The 24,950-nt window shown below is 55.7% G+C and carries 20 protein-coding genes and 1 pseudogene; 9 read left to right on the top strand and 12 right to left on the bottom strand.

Translation table 11 applies throughout. From position 1 onward, the window contains the following. The first annotated feature begins 7 nt into the window (after positions 1-7). A complete protein-coding gene (gene mfd / locus EII14_RS02830) occupies positions 8-3,481 on the top strand; it encodes a transcription-repair coupling factor (RefSeq protein ID WP_124931055.1) in 3,474 nt (1,157 codons plus the stop codon). Between the two features lie 219 nt (positions 3,482-3,700). Here the strand turns inward: mfd and EII14_RS02825 are convergent, their stop codons facing one another. The 3 genes from EII14_RS02825 to EII14_RS02815 all read right to left on the bottom strand — a co-directional run bounded on the left by EII14_RS02825 (position 3,701) and on the right by EII14_RS02815 (position 7,500). Continuing rightward, positions 3,701-4,705 carry a MucBP domain-containing protein gene (locus EII14_RS02825; protein WP_158608301.1) on the bottom strand — a complete coding sequence of 335 codons (1,005 nt, stop codon included), beginning with the start codon at positions 4,703-4,705 and terminating at the stop codon, positions 3,701-3,703. A gap of 102 nt (positions 4,706-4,807) precedes the next feature. Continuing rightward, positions 4,808-6,178, bottom strand: a complete 1,371-nt coding sequence (dnaA, locus tag EII14_RS02820; RefSeq protein ID WP_124931053.1) for a chromosomal replication initiator protein DnaA — start codon at positions 6,176-6,178, stop codon at positions 4,808-4,810. 392 nt (positions 6,179-6,570) lie between these two features. Then, positions 6,571-7,500 carry a glycosyltransferase family 2 protein gene (locus EII14_RS02815; RefSeq protein ID WP_158608299.1) on the bottom strand — a complete coding sequence of 310 codons (930 nt, stop codon included), beginning with the start codon at positions 7,498-7,500 and terminating at the stop codon, positions 6,571-6,573. A 305-nt stretch (positions 7,501-7,805) separates the two neighbouring features. On the opposite strand from EII14_RS02815, the gene EII14_RS02810 reads away from it, so the two are divergent. From EII14_RS02810 to EII14_RS02800, 3 genes are read left to right on the top strand one after another with little or no spacing between them, the layout of a single operon-like run. Continuing rightward, positions 7,806-8,648 carry an alpha-1,2-fucosyltransferase gene (locus EII14_RS02810; protein WP_124931051.1) on the top strand — a complete coding sequence of 281 codons (843 nt, stop codon included), beginning with the start codon at positions 7,806-7,808 and terminating at the stop codon, positions 8,646-8,648. Between the two features lie 9 nt (positions 8,649-8,657). Beyond that, positions 8,658-9,554 (top strand): glycosyltransferase family 2 protein, encoded by an 897-nt coding sequence (locus EII14_RS02805; RefSeq protein ID WP_233569355.1) that lies wholly within the window; start codon positions 8,658-8,660, stop codon positions 9,552-9,554. 46 nt (positions 9,555-9,600) lie between these two features. Continuing rightward, a complete protein-coding gene (locus EII14_RS02800; RefSeq protein WP_124931050.1) occupies positions 9,601-10,485 on the top strand; it encodes a beta-1,6-N-acetylglucosaminyltransferase in 885 nt (294 codons plus the stop codon). Between the two features lie 88 nt (positions 10,486-10,573). Here EII14_RS02800 and EII14_RS02795 read toward each other — a convergent pair whose 3' ends face one another. Continuing rightward, complete coding sequence (locus EII14_RS02795) at positions 10,574-11,389, bottom strand: glycosyltransferase family 2 protein (protein ID WP_124931049.1); 816 nt, start codon at positions 11,387-11,389, stop codon at positions 10,574-10,576. A 46-nt stretch (positions 11,390-11,435) separates the two neighbouring features. After that, positions 11,436-12,401, bottom strand: a complete 966-nt coding sequence (locus EII14_RS02790) for a lysophospholipid acyltransferase family protein (protein WP_255422081.1) — start codon at positions 12,399-12,401, stop codon at positions 11,436-11,438. A 267-nt stretch (positions 12,402-12,668) separates the two neighbouring features. On the opposite strand from EII14_RS02790, the gene gltX reads away from it, so the two are divergent. Then, entirely contained in the window at positions 12,669-14,225 is a 1,557-nt protein-coding gene (gene gltX / locus EII14_RS02785) for a glutamate--tRNA ligase (protein WP_124931048.1), read from the top strand. A gap of 3 nt (positions 14,226-14,228) precedes the next feature. Beyond that, positions 14,229-15,461 carry a 3-deoxy-D-manno-octulosonic acid transferase gene (locus EII14_RS02780; RefSeq protein WP_124931047.1) on the top strand — a complete coding sequence of 411 codons (1,233 nt, stop codon included), beginning with the start codon at positions 14,229-14,231 and terminating at the stop codon, positions 15,459-15,461. A 150-nt stretch (positions 15,462-15,611) separates the two neighbouring features. Here EII14_RS02780 and EII14_RS09650 read toward each other — a convergent pair. Both EII14_RS09650 and EII14_RS02770 read right to left on the bottom strand, forming a co-directional pair. Next, a pseudogene (locus EII14_RS09650) lies at positions 15,612-15,779 on the bottom strand (HTH domain-containing protein); the annotation flags it as partial. 350 nt (positions 15,780-16,129) lie between these two features. After that, complete coding sequence (locus EII14_RS02770; RefSeq protein ID WP_124931045.1) at positions 16,130-17,056, bottom strand: hypothetical protein; 927 nt, start codon at positions 17,054-17,056, stop codon at positions 16,130-16,132. Positions 17,057-17,349: 293 nt separating this feature from the next. On the opposite strand from EII14_RS02770, the gene EII14_RS02765 reads away from it, so the two are divergent. Together EII14_RS02765 and EII14_RS02760 are read left to right on the top strand one after the other, a co-directional pair. Beyond that, on the top strand, positions 17,350-19,455 hold the full coding sequence (locus EII14_RS02765) for an HD family phosphohydrolase (RefSeq protein ID WP_158608298.1): 2,106 nt from the start codon (positions 17,350-17,352) through the stop codon (positions 19,453-19,455). 30 nt (positions 19,456-19,485) lie between these two features. Continuing rightward, positions 19,486-20,736 carry a transglutaminase-like domain-containing protein gene (locus EII14_RS02760; protein ID WP_124931043.1) on the top strand — a complete coding sequence of 417 codons (1,251 nt, stop codon included), beginning with the start codon at positions 19,486-19,488 and terminating at the stop codon, positions 20,734-20,736. A 28-nt stretch (positions 20,737-20,764) separates the two neighbouring features. On the opposite strand, the gene EII14_RS02755 is transcribed toward EII14_RS02760, so the two are convergent. The 5 genes from EII14_RS02755 to EII14_RS02730 form a co-directional block, all read right to left on the bottom strand. Next, the gene (locus EII14_RS02755; RefSeq protein ID WP_124931042.1) at positions 20,765-21,148 is read right to left on the bottom strand and encodes a hypothetical protein; all 384 of its coding nucleotides are present in this window, start codon (positions 21,146-21,148) and stop codon (positions 20,765-20,767) included. 9 nt (positions 21,149-21,157) lie between these two features. Continuing rightward, on the bottom strand, positions 21,158-22,306 hold the full coding sequence (locus EII14_RS02750) for a Fic family protein (RefSeq protein ID WP_124931041.1): 1,149 nt from the start codon (positions 22,304-22,306) through the stop codon (positions 21,158-21,160). Positions 22,307-22,626: 320 nt separating this feature from the next. After that, the gene (gene rpsO / locus EII14_RS02745; protein ID WP_124931040.1) at positions 22,627-22,896 is read right to left on the bottom strand and encodes a 30S ribosomal protein S15; all 270 of its coding nucleotides are present in this window, start codon (positions 22,894-22,896) and stop codon (positions 22,627-22,629) included. Between the two features lie 338 nt (positions 22,897-23,234). After that, positions 23,235-23,978 (bottom strand): DUF4294 domain-containing protein, encoded by a 744-nt coding sequence (locus tag EII14_RS02740; RefSeq protein WP_233569354.1) that lies wholly within the window; start codon positions 23,976-23,978, stop codon positions 23,235-23,237. 315 nt (positions 23,979-24,293) lie between these two features. Then, positions 24,294-24,542: a hypothetical protein gene (locus EII14_RS02730; protein WP_233569353.1), complete on the bottom strand. Its 249-nt coding sequence runs from the start codon at positions 24,540-24,542 to the stop codon at positions 24,294-24,296. A gap of 128 nt (positions 24,543-24,670) precedes the next feature. On the opposite strand from EII14_RS02730, the gene EII14_RS02725 reads away from it, so the two are divergent. Continuing rightward, on the top strand, positions 24,671-24,949 hold the full coding sequence (locus tag EII14_RS02725) for a helix-turn-helix domain-containing protein (RefSeq protein WP_124931037.1): 279 nt from the start codon (positions 24,671-24,673) through the stop codon (positions 24,947-24,949). Position 24,950 lies beyond the last annotated feature (1 nt).

The raw sequence follows: 24,950 nt of genomic DNA, 5'->3' as shown, positions 1-24,950 counted from the left end.
GGTTTCCATGAAACTTCCCCAACTTCTTCCTCTCTTTGAATCCCACCCCGGCGTTTGTGCCATGCGCCAATGTCTGTCGGAGAGCGTTTCGCCCGTAGCCCTCGACGGTCTTCGCGGATCGGCCGCAGCCGTGATGCTGGCTGCGCTGTCTTTGAGCGAGCACCGTCCTTTTTTGCTGATCCTCAACGACGATGAAGAAGCCGGTTATGCTTATCACGATCTCCGCCAGCTGCTCGGCGACGAAGGCGTAGTATTTTTTCCTTCGTCCTATCGCCGCGCCGTGAAATACGGACAGCGCGATGCCGCCAACGAGATACTTCGCACCGACGCCCTTTCCCGTCTTTCGCAGTGGGACGGCACATCGCTCTTTGTGGTCACCTCCCCGGCCGCTTTGGCCGAGCGTGTGGCTTCTCGCCGCAGCCTCGACGACCACACCCTCCTGTTGCACACCGGAGAGGAGCACGATGTCATGGCATTGACGCGGCGTTTGGAAGAAGTGGGGTTTCGGCGATGCGACTACGTCTACGAGCCGGGCGAATATGCCCTGCGCGGTTCCATTCTCGACGTGTTCAGTTATTCCTCCGAGTTTCCTTTCCGCATCGACTTCTTCGGCGACGAGATCGAAAGCATCCGCACTTTTGAAGTGCAGACGCAACTCTCCCGACAGGTCGGCACGGAGGCGCGCATTGTGCCCGATGTGGATGGCGAAGGGGCGGACGGAGCGGCCGAACTGGTATCCTTCACCGACTTTCTGCCCGCATCGACGGTGGTGGTCGTGCGCAATTTCTCTTTTGTCATCGACGTCGTAGAACGCATCTTCAAAGACGGTTTCGCCCGTCAGGCCTTGGCCGAGCAGGCCGCCGCTTCGGAAATGGAACTTGCAGAAGGCCACGCCCGGCTTTCGGCAGAAACGCTCCTCATCAAAGGGGAAACGCTCCGCCGGGGGCTTCGCCTGCTGCCGCGCTTTGAGATTTCGGGCAGTGTCAAGGTCGGTGCCGAAGCCGTGGTGGCGTCGTCTGCGTCCAAAGCCCGCATCGCTTTCCACACCCAAGCCCAGCCTTTGTTTCACAAAAACTTCGACCTTGTGCTTCAAACGTTGCAACGTCACCGCATCGACGGCATCCGCACCTATGTGTTGGCCGACAGCGACAAGCAAAACGAGCGTTTGCGCGACATCGTGGCCGAGCGGCAGCAGACGGACATGGAAACCTCTCAGGAGCGTGCCGCCGCCACGGAGCTGTTCACCCCCGTCGCTCTCACCCTCCATGAGGGCTTTGTGGACGAAACGGCTCAATTGGCACTTTTCACCGATCATCAAATCTTCGATCGTTTTCATAAATACAACCTCCGCTCCGACCATGCCCGAAACGCCAAAATCGCCCTTACGCTCAAAGAGATCATGCAGTTTGAGCCGGGCGACTACGTGGTTCACGTCGATCACGGTGTAGGGCGTTTTGCCGGTTTGGTGCGTCTGCCCGGCAGCGACGGCGAGATGCAGGAGGTCATCAAGATCACTTACCACAACAACGACGCCATTTTCGTTTCGATCCATGCCCTCCACAAGGTGTCGAAATACAAAGGTCGCGAGGGTACTCCGCCGCGCCTCTCCCACCTTGGCACCGGAGCTTGGGAGCGGATGAAGGAGCGCACGAAGCAGAAACTCAAAGACATTGCCCGCGACCTCATTCTTTTGTACAGCCGCCGGCGCGAAGAGCGAGGCTTCGCCTTTTCGCCCGACTCCTTTCTGCAACAAGAGTTGGAAGCCTCTTTCGCATACGAAGACACCCCCGACCAACTCAAAGTGACCCGTCAGGTCAAGGCCGACATGGAGCGCGACCGCCCCATGGATCGCCTTGTGTGCGGCGACGTAGGCTTTGGCAAGACCGAAATTGCGGTGCGCGCCGCTTTCAAGGCCGTGTGCGACAACAAGCAGGTGGCCGTGATGGTGCCGACTACCGTGCTCGCCCTGCAACACTACAAAACATTTGCCAAAAGGCTCAAAAACTTCCCCGTTCGGGTCGATTATCTTTCGCGGGCGCGAACCTCGGCGCAAACCAAAGAAATTCTCAAAGATCTCGAACGAGGCGACATCGGCATTGTGATCGGTACGCACAAGCTCATCGGAAAAAACGTGAAGTTCAAAGATTTGGGATTGCTCATTGTCGATGAAGAACAGAAGTTCGGCGTTTCGGTCAAAGAGAACTTGCGCCGTCTTAAAGTCAATGTCGATACGCTCACCATGTCGGCCACGCCCATTCCGCGCACCCTCCAATTTTCACTCATGGGAGCACGCGATTTGAGCGTCATCAACACACCGCCGCCCAACCGCCACCCGATCCAAACCGAAATTCACTCATTCGGCCACGAAATCATTGCCGATGCCGTCAATTTTGAAATGAGCCGCAACGGGCAGGTCTATGTCGTCACCCACCGCATTTCGTCGCTTTCCAACATCGAGCGCATCATTCGCAAGCACGTGCCCGATGCGCGCGTCGTCATCGGACACGGGCAAATGGAACCCAAGAAGCTCGAACAAATCATCCTCGATTTCGTCAATCACGAGTATGACGTTTTGCTCTCGACCACGATTGTGGAAAACGGCATCGACGTGCCCAATGCCAACACCATACTCATCGACAACGCCCACCATTTCGGGCTTTCCGACCTTCATCAGATGCGCGGCCGTGTGGGGCGCGGCAACCGCAAAGCCTTTTGCTATTTGCTCGCGCCGCCTCTCTCGTTGCTGCCCGACGACGCCCGTCGCCGTTTGCAGGCCATCGAAAACTTTTCCGACCTCGGCAGTGGCATCCACATTGCCATGCAGGATCTCGACATCCGGGGAGCCGGCAATTTGCTCGGAGCCGAACAGAGCGGCTTCATTGCCGATTTGGGCTACGAAACCTATCAGAAAATTCTCTCCGAAGCCGTTTCCGAATTGAAAAACGACGAGTTTTCCGAACTCTTTGCCGAAGAACTCGACCGTCAGACCCACGCCTCGGAGGGCGACGCTTTTGTGGCCGAATGCAACGTGGAGTGCGATCTGCGCGCCTATCTGCCCGAAACCTATGTGCCGGGGGCGAGCGAGCGTATGTTGCTCTATCGCGAACTCGACGGTTTGAACACCGACGAAGAGATTGCCGATTTTCGCCGTCGTCTCGACGATCGTTTCGGAGCTTTGCCGCCCGAAGCCGAGGAGTTGTTGCGCGTTGTGCCGTTGCGGCGCATCGGCCGCACGTGTGGGGCGGAGCGTTTGGTCATCAAGTCTTCGCGCATGACGCTCTATTTCGTGGCCAATGCCCAAAGTCCGTTTTATCAGAGTCCGATGTTTCAGCGTGTGCTCGACTATGCCATGTCGCCCGACAACCTCCGCCGTTGCGAATTGGGCGAGCAAAAAGGCAAGCGTTTCATTCGCGTCAAGGGCGTGTCTTCCGTGGCTCGGGCCGTGGAAGTGTTGAGCAACATTGCCCGTTTGTCCGAATAAGGCAGCCCCCTTGCCGACCGCGCCCCTCGAAAGCGATCTTTTCGTCTTTCGAGGGGCGCGTTGTATCGGCAGGGGGCTGCGGCAGGCGCCGTGAGCGGCGGGCGGAGGGAGTGGGTGTTGTCACGGATGCCGGTGTTTGTGCGGTGGTCGTCGGTGTATATACCGTGGCCGGCAGGGTTTGTCGGCGGGCAGCGGAGTTTGTTCGGCCGATTTTCGGCGTCAAGGCAGCAACACCTTGCGGCCGCCGACGATGTGAAGACCCGAACGCGGCCGCAAGGCCTTGCGGCCGAAGAGGTCGTAGGTGGCTTTGAGCTCCGTTTCGGTCGAAGGCAGGGATATGCTTGTGGCCGAGCGGTAAACATATTCTACCAATCCGTGTTCGGTGATGGTCTCGGCGTTTTCAAATGTGGGGGTAGCGTTGTTCAGTTCGTAGCCCTCAATGCGAGGGGCGTCGATGCGGAATTCCTTTCCGGCTCTCACCAATACGAGGGAGTCGGGGCGCAGTTTTTTGCCTTCGGCATCGATGTATTGCAGAGTTAGGCCGAAATAGGGGCGGGCATTGTGTTTGAAGAGCGTCACGATCTGTTGCCGACCGTTGCGCGGATCGGTGATTTTCCACCGCTGTCTTTCCGTTGAGGGCACCGGGGGGATTTTTTCGAGGGTAAAGGTGACGGGGGCAGTGTGTGTTTGTCCGTCTTTTTCGTCGAGCCGATCGACATAGCGGTTTGTCGCTTCATTGTAGATAGCCCAACCTTTGGAGCGTTGCACCAATTGCCATGTGGCATAAGCATCGTGTCCGCCTCGCGAGAGTTGTCCCGTTTGTCGTTTCTTGCCGTCGGGTGCCATTTGCCACAGACGATCGATGCCTTCGTCGTTTTGCATGATCACGAAGCTCATGCCGTCGTCGATGTGCTCTACGTTTTCTTTCAGCAGACTGTCGAGGCCGCAGTAGGCTTCGGTGGTGTAGGTCATGGTGATGGGTAGATCGTTTTCTCCGCAGATGTTGGTGCCGGAGGGCAGGAAGTTGGTGACGGTGTAGAAGGGTATGGTGGGCGGTGTGATGAAGTAGCACCGGCTTTTTTCTTCGCGGATGGTGTCGTTTCGCAGAAATGCGCCGTGTTTGTCCTCACAGCGAATGTAGGCATACTTATATTCCGTTTGTGCTCCGGCCGCCGTGTGCGACAGGGCGAGCAGGAGCAGGAGGAGGGAGAGGGTGGTTTTCATGTTGGGGAGAGATGAATGTGACAGAAAGGTTTGTTTCGCCTTGTTTGCGGCGAGGGTGTGGGAGCTTTTCCGCCGTAGATTGGTTGTCGGCTGCATCGGCCGTCATTTTTTCTTCAATCCGGCCTCGAATTCTTCTATTTCTCGTCGAAAAACCTTGTCGGTACTCAGTCGGTGTTCGAGTTTTGAGCGTGAGTGTGCGACGGTGGAGTGGTCGCGTCCTCCCATTTCGCGCCCGATGCGTGAGAGGGAACAGTCGGTGTATTTCGTAGCCAGATAGATTACCAGTTGTCGCGCTTCGACAATGTTTTTTTTGCGACTTTTTCCTGTCACTTCGGCCGGTTTTACCTTGCAGTGCCGACACACGGCTGCCATGAGGAGGTCGATGGTGAACTCCTTGCGCACTTGATTGACCAGTCTGGCCACCACTCTGCGTGCCAAGTCGAGGTCGATGGCGCAGGAGTCGGTGAGCGAAAAGGCGATCATGGAGTTGATCGTGCCTTGCAGTTCGCGCACGCTGTCGGATACGTTTTCGGTGATGTATTGCACGACTTCTTCGGGAAACTCGATGTTTTCCCTTCTCAGTTTGGAAGTGAGGATGTCCCGTCGCAGAGCGATGTCGGGGCGTTCCATTTCTACCGTCACGCCCCATTTGAGCCGTGTGAGTATGCGCTCTTCCAGCCCCTCAAATTCTGCGGGCGATCGGTCGCAGGTGATGAGGATTTTTCGGTTGATGGCGTGCAGGTGGTTGAAGATGTGATAGAACACCTGTTGTGTTTTCGGCGTTTGTATTTCTTGGAAATCGTCGATGATCAACACGTCTATGCTTTGGTAGAAGTGGAGAAAGTCGTTGAGTTTGTTTTTTACGACCGACTCGGTGTATTGGGTGCGAAAGACGGCGGCCGACACGAGCAACACGCGCCGCGTCGGAAACTTCTCTTTCACGGCCAGTCCGACGGCATTGACCAAGTGTGTTTTTCCCACGCCCGAAGCGCCGAAGAGAAAGAAGGGGTTGAAGGTGGTTTGGTCGGGGTTTTCGGCGATCGACTTGGCAATCGTCGTGGCCACTTGGTTGCTTTTCCCCTCGCAGAAGTTGCGGAAGTCATATCCGGGGTTGAGAAACGATTCCAAGGGGGCGACGGCGTTGGATTGCTGCGGCGAGTAGGCCGACACGACGGCTTGCCGTTCGGGTGGGTTGCCGGTGGTGGCTTTTCCGGAGTTGGCGTTGGGGTCGTCGCTTTGCAGGATCCGCCAGTTCAGCCTCACCCCTTGGCCATAGGTGGCCTTGACGGCCATGACCAGTTCGCGCCCCATGGCCTCGCCCATCAGATTTACATACGTCTTGCTCGGCACGCCCAAGATCAGCATATCCTCCTTCAAAGCAAGAGGGTGCAGGGGTTTCGCCCAAGTGTCGTAGACTGTGGGCGATACCAAATTCTGCAATTTTTGCAGGCAAATTTTCCAGTTTTCGTGCATAGATCGACTGTTGAGAGGTGAGGGGCAAAACAGTCCGACCGGCCGTGTGGCGATCGGACGCAGACAGAGAAAAGCGCACGCGAGGAGGCGAAATCGCCGTCGGCAGGAGCTTGGGGCGTGCGGAGAGGCAAAGTTACTAAAAAAAAAGGAAAAGTCCTTTTCGTTGTCGTCGTAAAGGACATTTATTTTTTCATCGCTTCGCGGGTTGTGTTTTTTTCGGGTGTTCGCAGCGGCGGTGTTTTGGGGAGTGTCGGGCGACGGTGTGTGCGGTGCGGCATCGGCCGGTCGGTCGTGCGTTGCAAGAGAGTGGGAGGCCGGTTTTTTTAGCTCTGAGCTAAAATTTTCTGCACCGCGGTGCAGAATTTTCTACCTCTGAGGTAGTTTTTTGAGGTTCAGAGTCCGTTGTTTTCCGAAAGCTCGCGGCCGTCTTTCCGCTGTGGGTGCGCCGTCGGTTGCGGTGATTGGAGCGTGTCGGGCGGTGTGGTGTGTGCGGCTGCCGTCCGTCCCCGGCTCATACGGCGGTAGTTGGCGGCGCGCAGGTGTCGCAACAGCGTGTCGGGGGCAAGTCGTCGGGCAATGGCCTTGACGCCTTCTTCGAGGCATTTGAGGAGGTAGTTGATGCGCCATGCCGCGGTGTGCTCCACGCCCCGTATGAGGGCGCGCTCCCGATTGACGCGCAGCCGTTGGCTCGACGACACCCCCGTTTCGGCCTCAAAGACGGCAACGGGCATGTCGCGATAGTCGAAGCCCACGCCTTGTTGCCACAAATGGCGAAAGAAGTCGTAGTCGGCGGCGAGGCGGAAGCGCACGTCGAAGGGGCGGTTGCGCAGCAGGGCGGTGCGCACCAAGGCCGACTGGTGGCAGAAGGGCATTTTCTCGGCCAGCGTGGCGAGCGGTTTGGGAGCGATTTCGACTTGTCCGAAGTCTTTTCTTAACACCACCTTGCCGTAGACCACACCGCAGTCCTCCGAGGGAGGCGATTTGAAGAGGCGGCTCAACACGTCGGGGGCGGCAAAGGTGTCGCCGGCATTCATGAAACACACCCATTCGCCACGTGCGTCGGCCGCCCCTTTGTTCATGGCGTCGTAGATGCCGCCGTCGGGCTCGCTCGAAAACCGGAAGTCGATGCCCCGCTCGGCGAAGCGTGGGGCGTAGTGGCAAAGCATGGAGGCCGTCTTGTCGGTGGAAGCCCCGTCGACGAGGCGATATTCCAGCGGGGTGTAGTCTTGCGAGAGCACGGAGCGGAGGGTGTCTTCGAGCACGGCGGCGGCGTTGCGGCAAACGGTGACAATGGTGATCAGCGGCGGAGGGGAGAGGGTCATGATGCGGAAAAATGAGAGGGAAAGGCCGGGGCGTTGCCCGAAGGGCGGCCTCGGACGGTGGCAGAGCCGGGGCGCGATGAGGCGAAAGCTCCGGGCGGAAACGCTTGCACAGGGCAGTGCCTGCCGTGCAAATGTACAACTTTTTCTCGATTTCCGACGGCAGGTTGTCGTCTTTACGGCGGAAAGCACTATATTTGTACGTTGAAATTTCATCGGTAGGTGTTGAGAGTAGATTGACGATGTCAAAGCGAAATCAACGACCTGCGAAGAAGCCTTGTTTTATTTTCAACACCCCCTTAGCTGCTATGCGACTGATCAAAATGACCGGAGGGCTGGGCAACCAGATGTTTATCTACGCGCTCTACCTGCGGATGAAAAAAGACTTTCCCGACACGCGCATCGACCTCTCCGACATGATGCACTATCGTGCGCACAACGGCTACGAGATGCGCCGCGTGTTCGGTCTGCCGAAAACGGAGTTCCTGCTTCCCCGTCGGGTGAAGAAGGTGTTGGAGTTTCTGTTTTTTCGCACCGTGCTCGAACGCAAGCAGGGCGGATCGCTGCGCCCCTATCGTGAGAGCAGTCTGTGGCCGTTCGTTTATTTCAAAGGCTTCTATCAGAACGAGAAATATTTTGCCGACATCCGCTCCGAAGTGCGCCGCGCTTTCACCTTCGACATGAGCCGCGCCAATGCCCGTTCGGCCACACTGGCCGCGCGCATCGACGCCGACGCCTCGGCCGTGTCCGTACACGTGCGTCGCGGCGACTATCTCTTGCCCCGCCACTATGCCTCGATGGGCGGCATCTGCACCGAAACTTATTTTGAAAACGCCCTCCGCGCCATTGCCCTCCGTGTCGATGATCCGCACTACTATGTCTTTTCCGACGACCCCGAATGGGTGCGCACGCACCTCCCTCTGCCGAATGCCGTCTGCGTTGATTGGAACACCGGATCGGACAGCTGGCAGGACATGATGCTCATGAGCCGCTGCCGGCATCACATCATCAGCAACAGCACCTTCTCGTGGTGGGGAGCGTGGCTCTCGCAGCATTCCGAAAAGGTGGTGATCGCGCCCTGTCGGTGGACGCGGCAAAGCGAAGATACCTCCATCCTGCCCGAAACGTGGACGAAAGTAGACATTTCCTAAACCTCCGCCATGCTCCGAAAAATTCTCAATGCCATTGCCGCACTTCCCGCTACGCTGCGCCCCACGACCGCGCCGCGCATCATCATGACGCTGCTCGTGAAAAACGAAGAGCAGTTGCTCGACATGAACCTGCGTTTCCACAAAGCCATGGGCGTGGACGGCTTCATCATCACCGACAACAATTCGACCGACGGCACGCGCGCCATCATCGACCGCTACGTGAGGCGGGGCTGGGTGCTGGCCGTCATCGACGAACCGGGACGCGACTACCGCCAACGCCGGTGGGTGGATCGCATGGTGATGATGGCCAAAGAGCGGTTTGCCGCCGACTGGATTATCAACGCCGACGCCGACGAGTTTTGGTATGCCCCCTCCGGCTCGCTCAAAAACGAAGTCGCCGACACCCGTGCCAACGTGTTGCGCTGCGAAGTGGTCGGCATGCTGCCCCAAGAAAACAAACCCTTGTGCGAATGGAACGAAACGACGCACGAGGTGGAGCGGCGCGCCGAAATGGGACTCTCCCCCTATGGCATCTACGGCCCGCACCCTCACAAGGTGATGCACCGAGCCGACGGATACCTCCAAATCTCCATGGGCAACCACAAGGTGAAGATGCTGCCCAAAATCCAAAAAGACAGCGACGTCAAGGTCTATCATTTCAACCTGCGCGGCAAAGACGCATTTATCCGAAAGATGATCAACGGCGGCCGCGAGTTGGAGCGAAATCCCGGCAAACACGGCGGACGACACTGGCGATACTTCTATGCCCTCTACAAAGAGGGACGCCTCGAAGCGGAATACGACCGCGTCGTCGGCACCCACCTGCACGACGCCCTGAGAGCTTGCGGCGGCATTCGCACCGACAACCGTTTTCGCGACTTTTGGGCGGAGCATTGTGCCGAATAGACCGCCCGACCGACACGACCCACTCCCTTTTTTGCCCCTCACACCCATGAAACACGCGTTTCTCATCATGGCTCACCAAGAGCCGGAGGTGCTCCTCGCCCTGCTTCGACTGCTCGACGACGAGCGCAACGACATCTTTCTGCACATCGACCGCCGCGCCGCCGACCTCAACAAGGCCGTGGCCGACCTGCGGCTCGAACACGCACGCCTCTTTCGCGTCGAGCCGTCGGCCGAGGTGGGGTGGGGCGACTTGTCGCAGGTGGAAACCGAACTCCGATGTTTTGAAGCCGCACACCGACGCGGCACCTATGCCTACTACCACCTCCTGTCGGGAGTGGATCTGCCCATCAAAACCATGGACGAACTCCACGCTTTCTTCTCCACCTGCGGCGGGCGCGAGTTCATCGGGTTTTGGAACGACGAACACCACCGCCGCGACCTGCAACGCAAAATATCGCGACGCTATTTCTTCACCCGCTACTTCAAACGCCGACCTCACCGCTGGCGACACCGCTTCACCGCCCCCCTTCGCAACATCGCCCTCTCGGTGCAAAAAATGGCGCGCTACCGACGGCGGCACATCATCGACTTTCAAAAGGGCTTCAACTGGTGCAGCATCACCCACGGCTTCTGCACCCATTTGCTCGAACACCGAGCCTGCGTGCGCCGCATCTTTCGCCACACCCTCTGCCCCGATGAGATTTACAAGCAGACGCTCGTGTGGCATTCGCCCTTTCGTGCCGCCCTCCACGACACCGACGACCCCGAGCGCGGCAGTCTGCGCCGCATCGACTGGCAACGGGGAAATCCCTACGTGTGGCAGGTGAAAGACATCGACGAACTGATGCGGTGCGAACTGATGTTTGCCCGAAAGTTTTCAGCCGAAGCCGCCGCCGAAATAGTGCGCCGCCTCGTCCGGCCGTCGGCTTGACCGGACACTTCCTCGCACAACGCCTCCGCCCCCTCTCCAAAGCGATTTTGAAGAGGGGGCGGAGGCGTTTCGGGCAGAAGGGACGGAGCTATCGCCGCGCTTTTCCGAGCAGCGTTTGCAGACAGAGTTTGAGCGCGTTGCGCAGAATTTTGAAGTTGCGCTCCCAAGGGGCGTCCTTGTCGAGGGCGTAGAGCATTTTCTGCTCCGTTCGCGAACGGCCTTTCACGGCCTCCGTCAGTCGCTGCCCCAAATGCTCCTCCAACACAAGGCATACCTCGCGTTCGCGGGTGGCCTCCGAACTTGCCCACGACGAGATGCCCGTCGTGTCGAAGCGTGCCACCGTCACCTCCATGCGCTCGTAGGAGGCATTGCGCATGATGAGCTCGTAAAACATCTGTTCCCAATCGCCCATGATGCGCAGATCCTCGCGATAGGGACGGCGACGGAGCAGGTCGAGACGGATGAAGGCGGCTTGGTGCGAGAGCGTGTTGCACGCCATGAAGTGTGCGCCCGGACTGCGAGGGGCGTCGATGCGTCCGCCCGGCCGTGCGGCGTGGAGCAGGCCGCCGATGTAGAAATCCTTGCCGCTCTCCAACAACGGCGCCACACGCTCCAACACGTCGGGAGCCGAAAGCACGTCGCCGGAGTTGAGAAAAAGGGCATAATCGCCCGTCGCGGCGCGAACGCCCTTGTTCATGGCCGGATAGATGCCGCCGTCGGGCTCGCTCACCCAGTAGGTCAGGCGGTGGGAAACGCTCTCGATGAGCGCGCGGCCGCCGTCGGTCGATCCGCCGTCGATGACGATGTATTCGTCGGGGCGGCGCGTTTGGGCAAACACGGAGTCGAGCGTGCGGCCGAGCCCCTCGCGGTTGTTGTGGTTGATGGTGATGATGCTGATGCGCATGGGCGTGAAAAATAAGTGGCTTCCCCGTCGGGGAGAGTGGTTCGGACTATGGTTTGGAAGCGGTGGCGCGACTTTTTTTTCTGCCGCCGCGCATGCGGCCGGGGGCGTGGGCTTCCATGAACCGCTCCCAGTCTTCGCGCGTGCGCTTCCAGCGGTTGTGCGTCCACAGCCACAGATGCGGCGAAGCACAGATGCTGCGCTCCATGGCACGGACGTAGGCCTCGGTCACGGCATGGCGGCCGCCGTTCTCATCGACCTCCAAACGCCGCACCACACAATGATAGTGGCCGCGCCGGGGGCGTGTGATGTCGGCGTAATAGAAACTCGCCCCCACCTTGCGCCCGATTTTCTCCGCGCCGGTGAAAAACGATGTCTCGCGACGCAGAAACGTCGTCCAAAAGTGCATCGCCTCCCACTTGGGCGACTGGTCGGAAATGAAACCGATCATGGCTTTTTTGCCTTCGCGTTTGAGCGACATTATGGTGCGCAGCGTGTCTTTCATCGGAATGTTGAGCGCGCCGAAACGGCCGCGCATGCGCAAAAAGAGGCGGTCGATGATTTCGCTGTGGAGAGGGTGGTAGATTTGGCCGAACACCGTGTCCGTGCGGCTCCAATAGGGCAGAGAGGCCACCCACTCCCAGTTGCAGAAATGGCCGAGATAGAGAAACGCAAACGACCTGCCCTCGCGCTCCATTTCGGCCTCGGCTTCTTCGATGCCCTCAAAGGTGATGCGGCGCATCATCTCCTTGCGCGACATCGACATCTCCTTGATTGTCTCGACAATGTAGTCGGCAAACCAACGGTAGAAATCGCGCTCGATGCGCGCACGCTCCTCTTCGCTTCGTTCGGGAAAACAGAGCGCAAGGTTTTGGCGCACCAGCCGGCGGCGATATTTCAAAACGTGAAACACGAACGGAAAAATCAGCACGTCGGCAAAAAAATAGTGCAGCCGCATGGGGAGAAGCGACACGAAGCACCACAGGCACAGAAAAAGAGAATAACGAAATTTCACGTCGCGAATTTAAGCATTTACCTTGAATAGCCCAATCAAAATGCCGAAGTTTTTCGCCCCTCGCCTTTCGCCTCGCTCTTCGGAGCATGGGGCGCGCAGAGCACTCTTAGAACCTTTCTTGCGGTCGTGATGCGGCAATAAGGGACGGAAAATTTTGCGTTTCGTCCTTTATCATGTATTTTTGCAGATCGAAAAGAGGTCTTCGCGGCATTCTTCCGCAGACAGACCCGTAAGATTCAGCATATCGGCAACTAAACTTCCATCATCATGTCCGACAGAAAAGTACGCGTGCGTTTTGCCCCCTCGCCCACAGGTCCCCTCCACATCGGCGGCGTACGCACCGCGCTCTACAATTATCTCTTCGCCCGACAACACGGCGGCGACTTCGTGTTTCGCATCGAAGACACCGACTCCAACCGCTTTGTTCCCGGAGCCGAGGAATACATCATCGAGTCGTTCAAATGGCTCGGCATCGAGTTTGACGAAGGCGTGAGTTTCGGCGGCGACAAAGGCCCCTACCGGCAGAGTGAACGGCGCGACATCTATAAGAAATATGTAGACATCCTCCTCAAAGAGGGCAAAGCCTACATCGCCTTCGATACCCCCGAAGAGCTCAACGCGCGACGCGAAACCACGGCCAACTTCCAGTATGACGCCACCACGCGCGGCACGATGAGCAACTCGCTCACCCTCACCGCCGAAGAAGTCGAAACGCGCCTCAATCGCGGCGACCAATATGTGGTGCGCTTCAAAATAGAACCCGGAGAAGAAGTACACGTGGACGACCTGATCCGCGGCGACGTGGTGATCAATTCCACCATCCTCGACGACAAAGTGCTTTATAAAAGCGCAGACGGACTCCCCACCTATCATTTGGCCAACATCGTGGACGACCACCTGATGGAGATTTCCCACGTCATCCGCGGCGAAGAGTGGCTGCCCTCCGCACCGCTCCACGTGTTGCTCTACCGTGCCCTCGGCTGGGAGCAGACCATGCCCCGATTTGCCCACCTGCCCCTCCTGCTCAAACCCACCGGCAACGGGAAACTCTCCAAACGCGACGGCGACAAATTGGGCTTCCCCGTCTTTCCGCTCGAATGGAAAGGCGAAGACGGCACCGTGAGCAGCGGCTATCGCGAAAGCGGCTACCTGCCGCAGGCAGTGATCAATTTTCTCGCTCTGCTGGGCTGGAATCCCGGCGACGACGTCGAACTGATGTCCATGGACGAACTTATTCGCAAATTCGACCTCGCCAAATGCTCCAAGGCAGGAGCGAAATTCGACTACGTCAAGGGCTGGTGGTTCAACCGCGAATACCTGCTCGCCACACCTGCCGCAGAATTGGCACCGGACTTTGTCCGACTGCTCGCCGCACAGGGCATCGACACCACGCCCGAACGCGCGGCGGCCGTGATCGACATGATGAAAACGAAAAACATTGAGTATGTCGATGCCCAAAGCGGACAAAACAAAAAGCGCAACGTCAGCTTCATCCGGGATCTTTGGCCGCTGTGCGACTTCTGCTTCGTTGCGCCCACCGCCTTCGACAAAGAAGACAAATTCGTCAAGAAAAACTGGAAAGAAGATTCCGCCGAAACCATGGCCGAAGTGGCGCGGCTGCTCGAAAGTCTGACCACTTTCACCGCCGAAGCGCAAAAGGCACTCATCGACCCATGGTGCGAACAAACCGGAGCCAAGCCGTGGAACGCATGGCGCGTGGCACTCGTCGGCGCAGGCAAAGGCCCCGACATGTACGAACTCTCGGCATTTCTCGGCAAGGAGGAAACGCTGCGCCGCATCCGTTTTGCCATCGACAGCCTCTGACGCATGTATAGTTTCGGCATTTATCTCTACGCCCTCATCGTAAAGCTGCTCGCCCTCTTCGGACACCCCAAAGCCCGACTCATGGTGCGAGGACAGCGCGACACATGGCGCATACTCCGCCACCAAATCAGAGAGGGCGAACGCTATGTGTGGTTTCACGCCGCCTCGCTCGGAGAATTTGAACAAGGGCGGCCGATCATCGAACGCCTCCGTCGCGAGCAGCCCGACCGAAAAATCCTGCTCACCTTCTTCTCCCCCTCCGGCTACGAAGTGCGCAAAACCTACGCCGATGTCGATGTCGTTTGCTACCTGCCTTTCGACACCCCCACCGCCGCCCGAAGATTTATCAGAGCCGCGCGGCCGGAAATGGTGTTTCTCATCAAATATGAGTTTTGGCGCAACTACATCGACGTGCTTCACCACCGCGGCATCCCCGTTTACAGCGTGAGCAGCATTTTCCGCCCCCGGCAGATTTTCTTTCGGTGGTACGGCCGCAACTACGCCCGTTGCCTGCGACGCATCAGCCACTTCTTTGTGCAAAACGAAGAATCGGCCGCCCTCTTGCAAAGCATCGGCGTTTCCGGCAACGTCACCGTGAGCGGCGACACACGCTTCGATCGCGTCATCGACATCCGCCGAGCCGCGCGCGAACTGCCCCTCGTCGAGAAGTTTGCCCAAGACCACACCGTACTTGTGGCCGGCAGCACGTGGCAGCCCGACGAAGAAATCATCATCGACTATTTCAATCGCCACCCCGACCTGCGCATCGTCATCGCCCCACACGTCGTGGACGACCGTCATCTGCAAGACATCGAGCACAAAATCGAGCGACCCGTCGTGCGACTTTCGCGCGCCACTCCCGACAACGTCGCCTCGCACGACTGCCTGCTCATCGACGGCTACGGTCTGCTCTCCTCTATCTACCGATATGCTTCCGTGGCCTATGTGGGCGGAGGTTTTGGCGTAGGCATCCACAACGTGCCCGAAGCCGCGGTCTACGGCGTGCCCGTCGTCATCGGCCCCAACCACGAACGTTTCCGCGAGGCCAACGACCTCTTGGCCAACGGCGGTTGCCGGGCCATCGCATCGGCCGATGACTTCGCCGCGATTATGAACGACTTCTTGAAAAATCCCTCACGTCTTGCCGCCGCCGGAAAGGCCGCCGGAAACTACATCTCCGACAATGCCGGCGCGGCCGATCTGATCTTTCGCCACGTCTTTCACGCCCCGGCGTGAATTTCCCCATAGGACGAACAAAAAGCTCCGGTGAGAGAATAAACAACTCCGCGAGCGAACACACGAAACAGCATGGTTATTGTTTCGTGTGTTCGCTCGCGGAGTTGTTTTCGGTGAGTAGTTGCTATGGGTACGCTTTTGCTTTTGCGGTCATCGGCAAACGATCCACTGCCCCGTTTTGTCAGCTCCTTCTCGTCTGGTCTTTTTCTCTTGCATCAGTATATTTATATCTCGTCTGATCGTGCTGTATGACACAGCCGGCTTGTCGGCCATTTCTTTTGCCGATATGGTAGGCATTGCTTTCATCATATCCAAGACCGCAACTTGCCGTTCCTTGGGATTTCGTTTTACAGTATCATCTACCGGTTTTACAGTATCATCTACTCTTTTTACAGTATCTCATGTAGTCAATCCCATAGATAGAACATGCAGGAAGGCTTGCAGCGTAGTGGGAGGGATGAGGAAAAAGCACATGCCTTCATCTCATCGGGGAACGCCCGTTTTTCTCGGTTCTCATGTCGTTTTTCTTACCTCCAATGTAGGTTTTTCTACCTCTGAGTTAGAAAATCCTACCTCTGAGTTAGAATTTTCTGCCTCCCACGCGTTTGTCGGCGGCGGGCAGGCGGAAACTTCGGCAGCGAGGCGCGTGTGCCGTTGTCGGGACGTGGCTACACCTCAATGGCATACCAACCCGTCCATGTGGCTCCGGGTGCGGCCTGCTGAATGTAGGGACGTTCTTGAATAGAACCCGAAAAATCCTGTGGGTCACAAAGTCCGTACCACGGTTCGCAGCAAACGAAGGGGGCGTGCTTCCCCTGTGGCGACCACACCAACCAAGCCGGAGCCGACGAGGAAACGCGCGCCACGAGCCGCTTCTGCAAATCGAGTACCTGAACGGCCGACACCTGCCGATCGTCGAAGATGAGGGCTTCGTGGGCAAAGGTTTTGACACAAACGGGCACGAGGGCGTTGGCGGGCTGATGACGGGCGAGGGCAGTGGAAGTTTCCATGTCGTCGTTCCAAGGTATGGGCACGCGCGCGGCTTCGGTGCAGCCTTGCACGGAGGCGCGGAGCATGGAAATGGGGCGTCCCTCGAAGCGCAGATACCCCTGCACATCTTGTCCCTCGCGCCGCCAGTCGGGCATGAGGAGGGCGGGATGGCCGCCAAACTGAAACCACATGGGCGAGGTCTTCGAGAGATTGGCAACGCGAAAGTCGGATCGGAGGGTGCGCCGGTCGAGCGAATAGGTTACTTCGAGCCGATAAGGCCAAGGGAAGAGGGCGGCCTCTTCGGGAGCATTTTCGAGGGTAAAAGTCAGGGCGGTCGGCGTGCTGCGGAGGAGCGTCCACTGACGTTGGCGCACGAAGCCGTGTTTGGGAATGCGATATTCGCGGCCGTCGATGCGACACACGCCGTTCCACATACCGCCGACAATGGGAAAGAGCAGCGGCGAACGGCCGTTCCAAAACTCGGCATCGCCGTGCCACAGATATTCGCGTCCGCTTTGCACGTCGGTCAGCGACTGCATTTCAGCCCCTTGGGCGGCAACGACGACGCGGAGATGTTCGTTGAGGAGAGTGTGGAGTTCTTGCATGGCAGTACGAATTATGCGTTACGAAATGAGGGAGAGTAGGGGTGTGGCGTCTACTCAAAAGCAAATATAAACATTTTTTTTGAAAAGCAAAACAAAAGTCGGTTTTTTCGTTTTTTCGAGTTTAGTCCTGCCGTCCGCTCCGCCGAGGCGAAGAGGTCGCTCTTCTTGCAAGGGCGGGAGGGATGGGGCGAGCTGCTCTTGGCGTATGGCAAAAGCAGCCTGCAAGGGCTTTGCATTTTCAAAAGAATGCCGTATCTTTGTGCCCAAATCATTCAGCTTTGCAAACATCGACCATGGCGATCACTTCCAACTTCAAAACATGGCTCAACATTGTGGTGTCTGCCGCGGTGTGTGCGATCGGCATCTTGCTCGCCATACCGCGCGACGCCGGATTTGGCTATGATTACAGCCTCGAACAACCTTGGCACTACCCCTCGCTCATCGCCACCTACGAGTTTCCGATCTATAAATCGCCCGAACAGCTCAAAGCCGAGCGCGACAGCGTGTTGCAGGGATTTTATCCTTATTTCAACCTCAACCGCTCCGTTGCCGCGCAGCAAATCAAAAACTTCAAGGCCGACCATGCCAAGGGGCGGTTTGCCGGCGTGCCCCACAGCTACGTCAGCCATGCCCTTGCCCGTCTTGGAGAGGTCTACGAAGCCGGCGTGGTCGATCTCGAAGTGATGAACCTCATGGCCGACCGCAACACCAAAGGCGTGCGCGTGCTCAGCGGAACGGCTGCCACGGCGAAACCCCGAGCCGCACTCTTCTCGCCCCGAACGGCCTATGACTACATCATGATCGACGACGAGAAGTTCTCGCGCGAAATCATGACCCACCTCAATCTGCACCATTATCTCACGGTCAATCTCGTGTATGACAGCGTAAAAACCAAAGAAGACATCGAGGAGCAACTCTCCTCCATATCGCTCAACACGGGCATGGTGTTGGCCGGCGAGCGCATCATCGACCGCGGCGAGCGCGTGAGCCGGCATCAGCTCGCCATTCTCGACTCGCTGCGCCAAGAGAGCGAGCGGCGCAAGGAGGAAAACAGCGGACTCGTGCTTGTGTGGATCGGGCAGCTGGGCATGATTGTCGCCATCGTCGCCGCCTTGATCATATATTTGCACATGTTTCGCAGAGATCTGTTCGACTCGCCCCATGCCATCCACCTCATCTTCACGCTCATCACCATTTTTTCCGTTTTCTCGTCGCTCCTTGTAACCTATAAGTTCTTCACGGTCTACATCATTCCCTTTGCCATGGTGCCGATCATCGTGAGGGTGTTCATGGACACGCGCACGGCCTTTGTGTCACACATCACCATGGTGGCCTTGGCCTCCATACCGCTCCACACCAATTATCGTTTCGTCATCACGCAAATGTTGGTCGGGCTGACCGCCATTTATTGCATCAAGGAACTGACCGAACGCTCCCAAATCCTCCGCACCGCCTTCATCATCACCGTCTGCACATGGGCTTTCGGCTTCTGCTACGATCTGGCGCAGGGCACGCCCATCGACGCCATCGACAACGCATGGTATTGGCACATAGGGCTCAACGGCGTGCTCCTGCTCTTCACTTATCCCTTTCTCTACCTCATCGAGCGCATGTTCGGCTTCACGTCGAGCGTCACGCTCATTGAGCTGAGCAACATCAACACACCCCTCATACGCCGCATGGCCAAGGAAGCGCACGGCACTTTCGTACATTCGATGCAGGTGGGCAATCTGGCTGCCGAAGTGGCTGCAAAAATCGATGCCAAGGTGCAGCTCGTGCGGACAGGAGCACTTTATCACGACATCGGGAAAATGATCAATCCTGCCTTCTTTACCGAAAACCAAGGCGCACTCAACCCTCATGATCAACTGACCGAGGAACGCTCGGCCGAAATCATCATTTCGCACGTCACCGAGGGGCTTCGGCTCGCCGAGAAGCATCATCTCCCAAAAGTCATACGCGACTTTATCATCACGCACCATGGTCGCTCACTCGTGAAATATTTCTACATACAGGCCTGCAACAAACACGGCGAAGAGAATGTGGATAAGGAGGCTTTCATCTATCCCGGCCGAAATCCCTTCACTCGCGAACAGGGCATTCTCATGATGGCCGATGCCATCGAAGCCTCATCAAGGAGTCTTAAAGAATACAGCGAAGAAACCATCTCAAAGCTCGTCAATCGCATTGTCGATGCCCAAATGGCCGAGGGGTATCTCAAAGAATGTCCCTTGACTTTCCGCGACATCGCCGAGGCGAAGGCTACTTTCATCGAAAGCCTCAAAACAATCTATCACACGCGCATAGCCTATCCCGAAATGAAGCCGGCTAGCTCAAAAGAGGAAAAAAACACGGGAAAACCACGCTTTTTCGGTGGAAATTGGACGTGGAAAAAATAAAATCATTCTAAACCCTTTTTAATACTTACAATGAAAAAAAATCTGTTTCTTTTAGCCGCAGTCACGGCGTTTGCCTTCTACGGTTGCTCCAATGCCGAGGATTACGTGCAACCTGCCGCCGCCACTGCTCAGTTCGTGCCATCGCCCAAAGCTCTCGAATATGATGCCTCGCTGTTTCCCGCTCCCGATAAAAGTCAGGAGCTCAATCCGCGCAATCTGCTTGCCAATTTCAATAAACTGATCATCAAAGCCAATCCCGAACGCGGACTCGAAAGAAAGGAAATCGACGTGAACGACGAACAGTTGCAAGAAATCAAAACTTTCACAGACGATCTCGTCAAAGCGGCCGATACGCCCCTCAAAAAGCTCGAACTGCTCAACGCATGGCTGAAAAACACTGTGCGCTACGAATACGCCGACAACAGTTCTTATGCCGTTTTCAAGAATCGGAAAGCCATTTGTCAAGGTTATTCCAATCTCTTGCGCACCATGCTCTACACCCAAAACATCCCCTCTGTGGCCGTCAATGGCGTCTATAAAGGCATCGGCGGCCATGCTTGGGTCTATGCCTATGTCAATAATGCATGGTATGTGGCCGATCCTACCAACAATTTGAAGCCTTGGCGCATCTCCAACACCGCTGCCTATTCCCATCTCTTGCCTCAGATGGCTAACATTGATATTTTCGAGGACGACAACTTTGTCTACAACTACAACGAGTCTTATCTCAATATCAAAGAAGTGAAGAAAGGCACTGAAATCTTGGTTATTCCATACAGCATCAAAGGTTTCCGCATCGGCAGCTTCAATCCCTCCAAACCTCTCCCTACCGGCATTCGCCACATCTATATTGGTAGTAACATTCATTCGTTGGGCGAATCTTTTTGCGGACTGAAAGCATACCGCTCGTTTGATGAGGCCGTCTTCGTCGATCCTCAAAATGCCGACTTCGGCAGCGAGCATGGCATTGTTTATCGTCGCGATTTCCAAAAGAAACTCACGAGCTTGTTCTACATTCCCAGCCAAATGCGCTCTGTGAAGCTTCGTGCAATGGAAAAGGTGGAGAAAAACACTGTTTACAATCACAGCGTTGTCGAAGAAATCATTATTCTTCCCGGCACGAAGAAATTGGAGAACTATGCCATCGAAAGTTGTGGTGCTCTCCGACGTCTATACATTCCCGAAGATTGCGAAATGGACGAACAAGCTTTGTATCTTTGCCCCGAAGGGGTAGAAATCATGGTTGGCGACTTCACCGGCATTGCCAAAGTGAAGAAATAAACGGTGTTTCCCACGCAAAAGTCCAAACCTATCGTCCGCATCCCGTCGGCACATTGCAGTGTTTTCTGCGTTGCCGCGAGATGCGGACGATACGTTTTCGGGCATTTCTGCCTCGCCTTTCGCCTCGTCGGACTCGAAAAGCGGACGTTTCGATGTCCATGAAAAAACGATCATGTCCCATAAACGGCGTTTTTTGGTACATGATCGCTTTCTCATGTCCCATAAACAGCGTTTTTTGGTACATGATCGCTTTCTCATATCCCATAAACGGCGTTTTTTGGTACATGATCGCTTTCTCATGTCCCATAAACAGCGTTTTTTGGTACATGATTACTTTCTCATATCCCATAAACGGCGTTTTTGGGTACATGATCGCTTTCTCATGTCCCATAAACAGCGTTTTTGGGTACATGATGTTTTTTTACCCTTGCGGTGGTGTCACGGATTCGATGCTTTCCGTTCGTTCCGTTTGGGAAGAAGAATGATTGAGGAAGAGGTTGATGAGCGGAATGTTCATATAATAGTTTGTGCGCCACACCTTGATTTTTTCCAAAAGTCCCAATTCCACAATTCTGTCCAAGTAGCGAGTGGCCGTTTTTCTTTCTATTTGCAATTCTCTCTCGAAGAAATCGATCTTGGTATAGGGATGAAAGAAAAGATTGTTGAGCAACTCATGTTTATATTGTCTGCCAAATGCCGGTCGCAGGATGTTTTTGAAATCGGTCATCATCCGTTGCATTTTTCCGACAAGATCTATCGTTTCTTCGGCTGTTTCTTTCACCCCTTTGAGCATGAAAATCACCCATTCCTCCCATGCCGCGAAATTGTCGGGGGCGGTATCTCTGACGAGTTGTATCAGTCGATAGTATTCCGACTTATTGCGTGTGATGTAGCGGCTCAGATAGAGAATGGGCAAGTCGAGCGTATCTGAAATGATGAGATAAAGAATGGCGATGATGCGTCCCGTGCGTCCGTTGCCGTCGAGGAAAGGGTGTATGCTTTCAAACTGGTGGTGGATAACGGCCATTTTGATGAGCGGATCAATGTCTTGCAATTCCTGTCGATTGATGTAGGCTTCCAAATCCTTCATCAGTCGTTGCACCTCTTGGGGATCTTGTGGCGGCATATAGACGGTTTTTCCTTCTCCGTCTATCAGTTTTGTGCCGGGTTGGGCACGAAATCCGGCTCGGTTGCCCACCAACTCGCATTGGATGCCGATAATGTCGTTGAGAGAAAGAATTTTGTTTTTTCTCACCCGTTCAAAACCTGCTTTGAGTGCTTCGCGATAGCGCAACACCTCCTTGGTCGACGCATTGACCACAACGCCTTGCAGATTGAGGTCGGCTTTGTAGAGTTCGTCATTGGTCGTCACGATGTTTTCCACTTCCGAACTCTCTTTGGCTTCTTGTAGCGAGAGCGAGTTGATCAAGATGTTTTCGTTGGGAATTGTCTTGGCCAAGCCTTTCAGTTCCGCCAACTTTTTGTTTGCCTCGTTGAGTTGTTTGAGCACGGCTTTGGTTTCCAAATCGTGTGCGAAAGGTAGGTCGGGGATGTGGTAGGTGTTGGGCATGGTGGGAGACTGAAATAATTTTTATGGCTTCGGAAAAAAACGGCTTGCTTTGAGGGCTGTCGAATCGGTATCCGGGTGTTTTTGCTAAGGCAAAGATACTAAAACGTTTGCAAACCATGCCCCTTGGTAAGGTTTTCTTTTGGGGTGATGTCGTTCAATGGGAATTTCCGATGATGCCGTTTGGCGTGTGTTGTCGATTTGGGGTTGTCTTCGGTGTTGTGTTGTTTGAGAGAAAAAGGGCTGTGTCGATCCGAGTATTTCGGAGTTCGACACAGCCCTTTGCGGATTTGCGAGATCGCTTGCAAAAGCAGTCGCGAGGTTTATTTGCGGAGTCCCAAAGCCTTGATGATGGCGCGATAGCGTTCGATGTCGCGAGCTTTGAGATAGTTGAGCAGCGCGCGGCGCTTGCCCACGAGTTTTACGAGAGCGCGTTCGGTCATATGATCTTTACGGTTGGCTCTCATGTGCTCCGTCAGGTGGGAAATACGGTATGAAAACAAAGCAACCTGGCTCTCGGCGGAACCGGTGTCCGTGTTAGACTTTCCGTACTGTCCAAAGATCTCAGTCTTCTTAGCAGAATCTAAGTACATTGTGTATAGATAAATTATGAGTTAAAAGACGCTCCGCATCGTGCGTAGCGTGTGCAAAAGTACGAAGTCTTTTTTATCCGACCAAGTAAACGGTTGAAAATTCGAGGTTTGGAGGCCGGTTTTTGTGGAAAATGCCGCCGTCGTCGGTCGTGAAGGAGCGTTTGGGGCGGCGGAGAGGGCGTTGCAGAGGGAGTGGAGGACGTTGCCGAGGGAACCGGAGGCGTTACGAAATGTGGCGTCGGGCGTTTGACGCGTGACCGTGGCGGCGTGTTCGTCCGATGTGTGCGTGGGGAGGGCGTCGTAGAGTGTCGGTGTTGGGTGCGGAGCGGAGGGTGTTGTCAGAGCTGTCCGCTTTCCACCATTCTGACGACGCGCTCGGTGAAACGGTCGTCGCCCTCGGGGTCGTAGTGTTTGTTGAGGCTCAGTCCGAAGATGAATCCCACGCCTTGGTAGAAATTGGCTTTGAGCGAGCCGATGAAGGCTTTGGCAATTTGGTAGCCGGTTTGGTTGCACTCGCGGTCGATGAGTTTGATGAGGAGGCGTCCCTGCGACCGCGACATTCTGCTGACCACGGGCATGTATTCTCGTTTCAATCCGCGCTCCATGGCGTCGAGGTGTGCGTCGCGTGCTTCTTTGGAGGGAAGCGTTTCGAGATATTCGTAGGTTTCGATGATGGTGATCTTCACCATTTTTGCCAACGGCAGGAGTTTTTTGATGTTGGCCACGAGGCGGTTGTAGCGTTGTCGCTCCTTTTCGTTTTTGAATTCCATGGGCGGATATTTGTGGAGCGTGGGCATGATGACGTGTGGGATGCTGTCGCCCTTGTATGCGGCTTTTCCGACCTGCACGCTCAACGCGACGGCAGGCGGCGTCTCGCCTTTTTTTTCGGAAGGGAGATCGTCGATTTCGCTCTGTGCGCTCTGTGCGCTCAGGGCAAGCGGCAGGCAGGCGAGGAGCAGGGACAGGAGTCGGGTGGGGGGGAGGGTCATTGGGGCAAAGATACGAACTTCGACGAAAACAGCGGTATAAATTCTCTTAAACTTCCTGCGCCGCCCCAAAAAGCGTCGTTCGCCGTGGGGCATTGTCCGCTCCGTGGCGCAGAAAGACGGGTTGCGCGGTGGAAAATGCCGCACCGCGGTGTGGGAAATTTTAGGTCTGAGCTAAAAAAATCTTCCACCAATACTTTTTGCCTGCGAACTATCTTACTGAGGAGCAGAGTGTTACCATTTAGTAGTGGATAGATAGGTAACGATTTAGAAATGAGCGGAGTGCTTTGAGGTACATCGTTTTGAATAGCCAAAGAACGCTCACTTTTATCACTTGCAAAGGTACAGATTTGCGAGCGAAAGCGAGCGTTCTTTCGTGATTTTCTTCTTTGAGAAGGGCGAATTTGTTTCCTACATCCTTCTTCCCCGTCTCTTTTTCTTGTTGGCTTCGTTGCGCAATTTTCGCTGAAAGGCGGTCTCGGCATAATCCTCTCCGTGGACTTGGAAGTCCAACACTCCGCCAACACCCGATGCAATCCCTTCGGCAACTTCCACCACGCTTTCAACAAGGCTTGGTTCAAGACTTGGTGTTGGCTGTAGCTTTTCTGCTTTCGGCTGATAAATCGGGACAGAAGACAGATAGGGAGCAGCATAGGACAATCCGAACTGTTTCAACAGAGAGTTATACCCAAACTCTCGTCCTATCTCCGAAGCCTTGAACGTCTGCCTCTCAAAAAGAAACGGATCTTCCGCTGATCCGTAAAAATGACAATTAAAACGATATTGATATGAGATTTACCGCCATCGACACCTCCGCTTGGGAGGAACTGAAAAAGAGCATCGAAGAGCTGGCTCTTTGTATGAGAGTAGAGTTTGGCACGAAACCCGAAGTCCCCGACCTATTGCACAATGGGGACGTGTGCCGAATACTGAACATCAGCAAGCGAACGCTCCAGCACTATCGGGACACGTCCGTGCTGCCCTTTATCCAAATCGGGCATAAGTGCTATTACAAACGTGAGGATGTGGAAGCACTTCTTGCCAAGTCCAACCGAAAAATACAATGAC

It is taken from the genome of Alloprevotella sp. OH1205_COT-284 (assembly GCF_003859795.1).
In the GTDB taxonomy this organism is placed as follows: domain Bacteria; phylum Bacteroidota; class Bacteroidia; order Bacteroidales; family Bacteroidaceae; genus Alloprevotella.
Note: the sequence above shows the minus strand (reverse complement) of the source record. Positions and strands in the feature narration are given on the sequence as shown.

What these genes read in the sequence shown, in the direction of transcription:
- mfd (WP_124931055.1), top strand. Translation starts at nt 8, where the DNA reads ATGAAACTTCCCCAACTTCTTCCTCTCTTTGAATCCCACCCCGGCGTT.
- EII14_RS02825 (WP_158608301.1), bottom strand. Translation starts at nt 4,705, where the DNA reads ATGAAAACCACCCTCTCCCTCCTCCTGCTCCTGCTCGCCCTGTCGCAC.
- dnaA (WP_124931053.1), bottom strand. Translation starts at nt 6,178, where the DNA reads ATGCACGAAAACTGGAAAATTTGCCTGCAAAAATTGCAGAATTTGGTA.
- EII14_RS02815 (WP_158608299.1), bottom strand. Translation starts at nt 7,500, where the DNA reads ATGACCCTCTCCCCTCCGCCGCTGATCACCATTGTCACCGTTTGCCGC.
- EII14_RS02810 (WP_124931051.1), top strand. Translation starts at nt 7,806, where the DNA reads ATGCGACTGATCAAAATGACCGGAGGGCTGGGCAACCAGATGTTTATC.
- EII14_RS02805 (WP_233569355.1), top strand. Translation starts at nt 8,658, where the DNA reads ATGCTCCGAAAAATTCTCAATGCCATTGCCGCACTTCCCGCTACGCTG.
- EII14_RS02800 (WP_124931050.1), top strand. Translation starts at nt 9,601, where the DNA reads ATGAAACACGCGTTTCTCATCATGGCTCACCAAGAGCCGGAGGTGCTC.
- EII14_RS02795 (WP_124931049.1), bottom strand. Translation starts at nt 11,389, where the DNA reads ATGCGCATCAGCATCATCACCATCAACCACAACAACCGCGAGGGGCTC.
- gltX (WP_124931048.1), top strand. Translation starts at nt 12,669, where the DNA reads ATGTCCGACAGAAAAGTACGCGTGCGTTTTGCCCCCTCGCCCACAGGT.
- EII14_RS02780 (WP_124931047.1), top strand. Translation starts at nt 14,229, where the DNA reads ATGTATAGTTTCGGCATTTATCTCTACGCCCTCATCGTAAAGCTGCTC.
- EII14_RS02770 (WP_124931045.1), bottom strand. Translation starts at nt 17,056, where the DNA reads ATGCAAGAACTCCACACTCTCCTCAACGAACATCTCCGCGTCGTCGTT.
- EII14_RS02765 (WP_158608298.1), top strand. Translation starts at nt 17,350, where the DNA reads ATGGCGATCACTTCCAACTTCAAAACATGGCTCAACATTGTGGTGTCT.
- EII14_RS02760 (WP_124931043.1), top strand. Translation starts at nt 19,486, where the DNA reads ATGAAAAAAAATCTGTTTCTTTTAGCCGCAGTCACGGCGTTTGCCTTC.
- EII14_RS02755 (WP_124931042.1), bottom strand. Translation starts at nt 21,148, where the DNA reads ATGTACCCAAAAACGCTGTTTATGGGACATGAGAAAGCGATCATGTAC.
- EII14_RS02750 (WP_124931041.1), bottom strand. Translation starts at nt 22,306, where the DNA reads ATGCCCAACACCTACCACATCCCCGACCTACCTTTCGCACACGATTTG.
- rpsO (WP_124931040.1), bottom strand. Translation starts at nt 22,896, where the DNA reads ATGTACTTAGATTCTGCTAAGAAGACTGAGATCTTTGGACAGTACGGA.
- EII14_RS02740 (WP_233569354.1), bottom strand. Translation starts at nt 23,978, where the DNA reads ATGCCCCACGGCGAACGACGCTTTTTGGGGCGGCGCAGGAAGTTTAAG.
- EII14_RS02725 (WP_124931037.1), top strand. Translation starts at nt 24,671, where the DNA reads ATGAGATTTACCGCCATCGACACCTCCGCTTGGGAGGAACTGAAAAAG.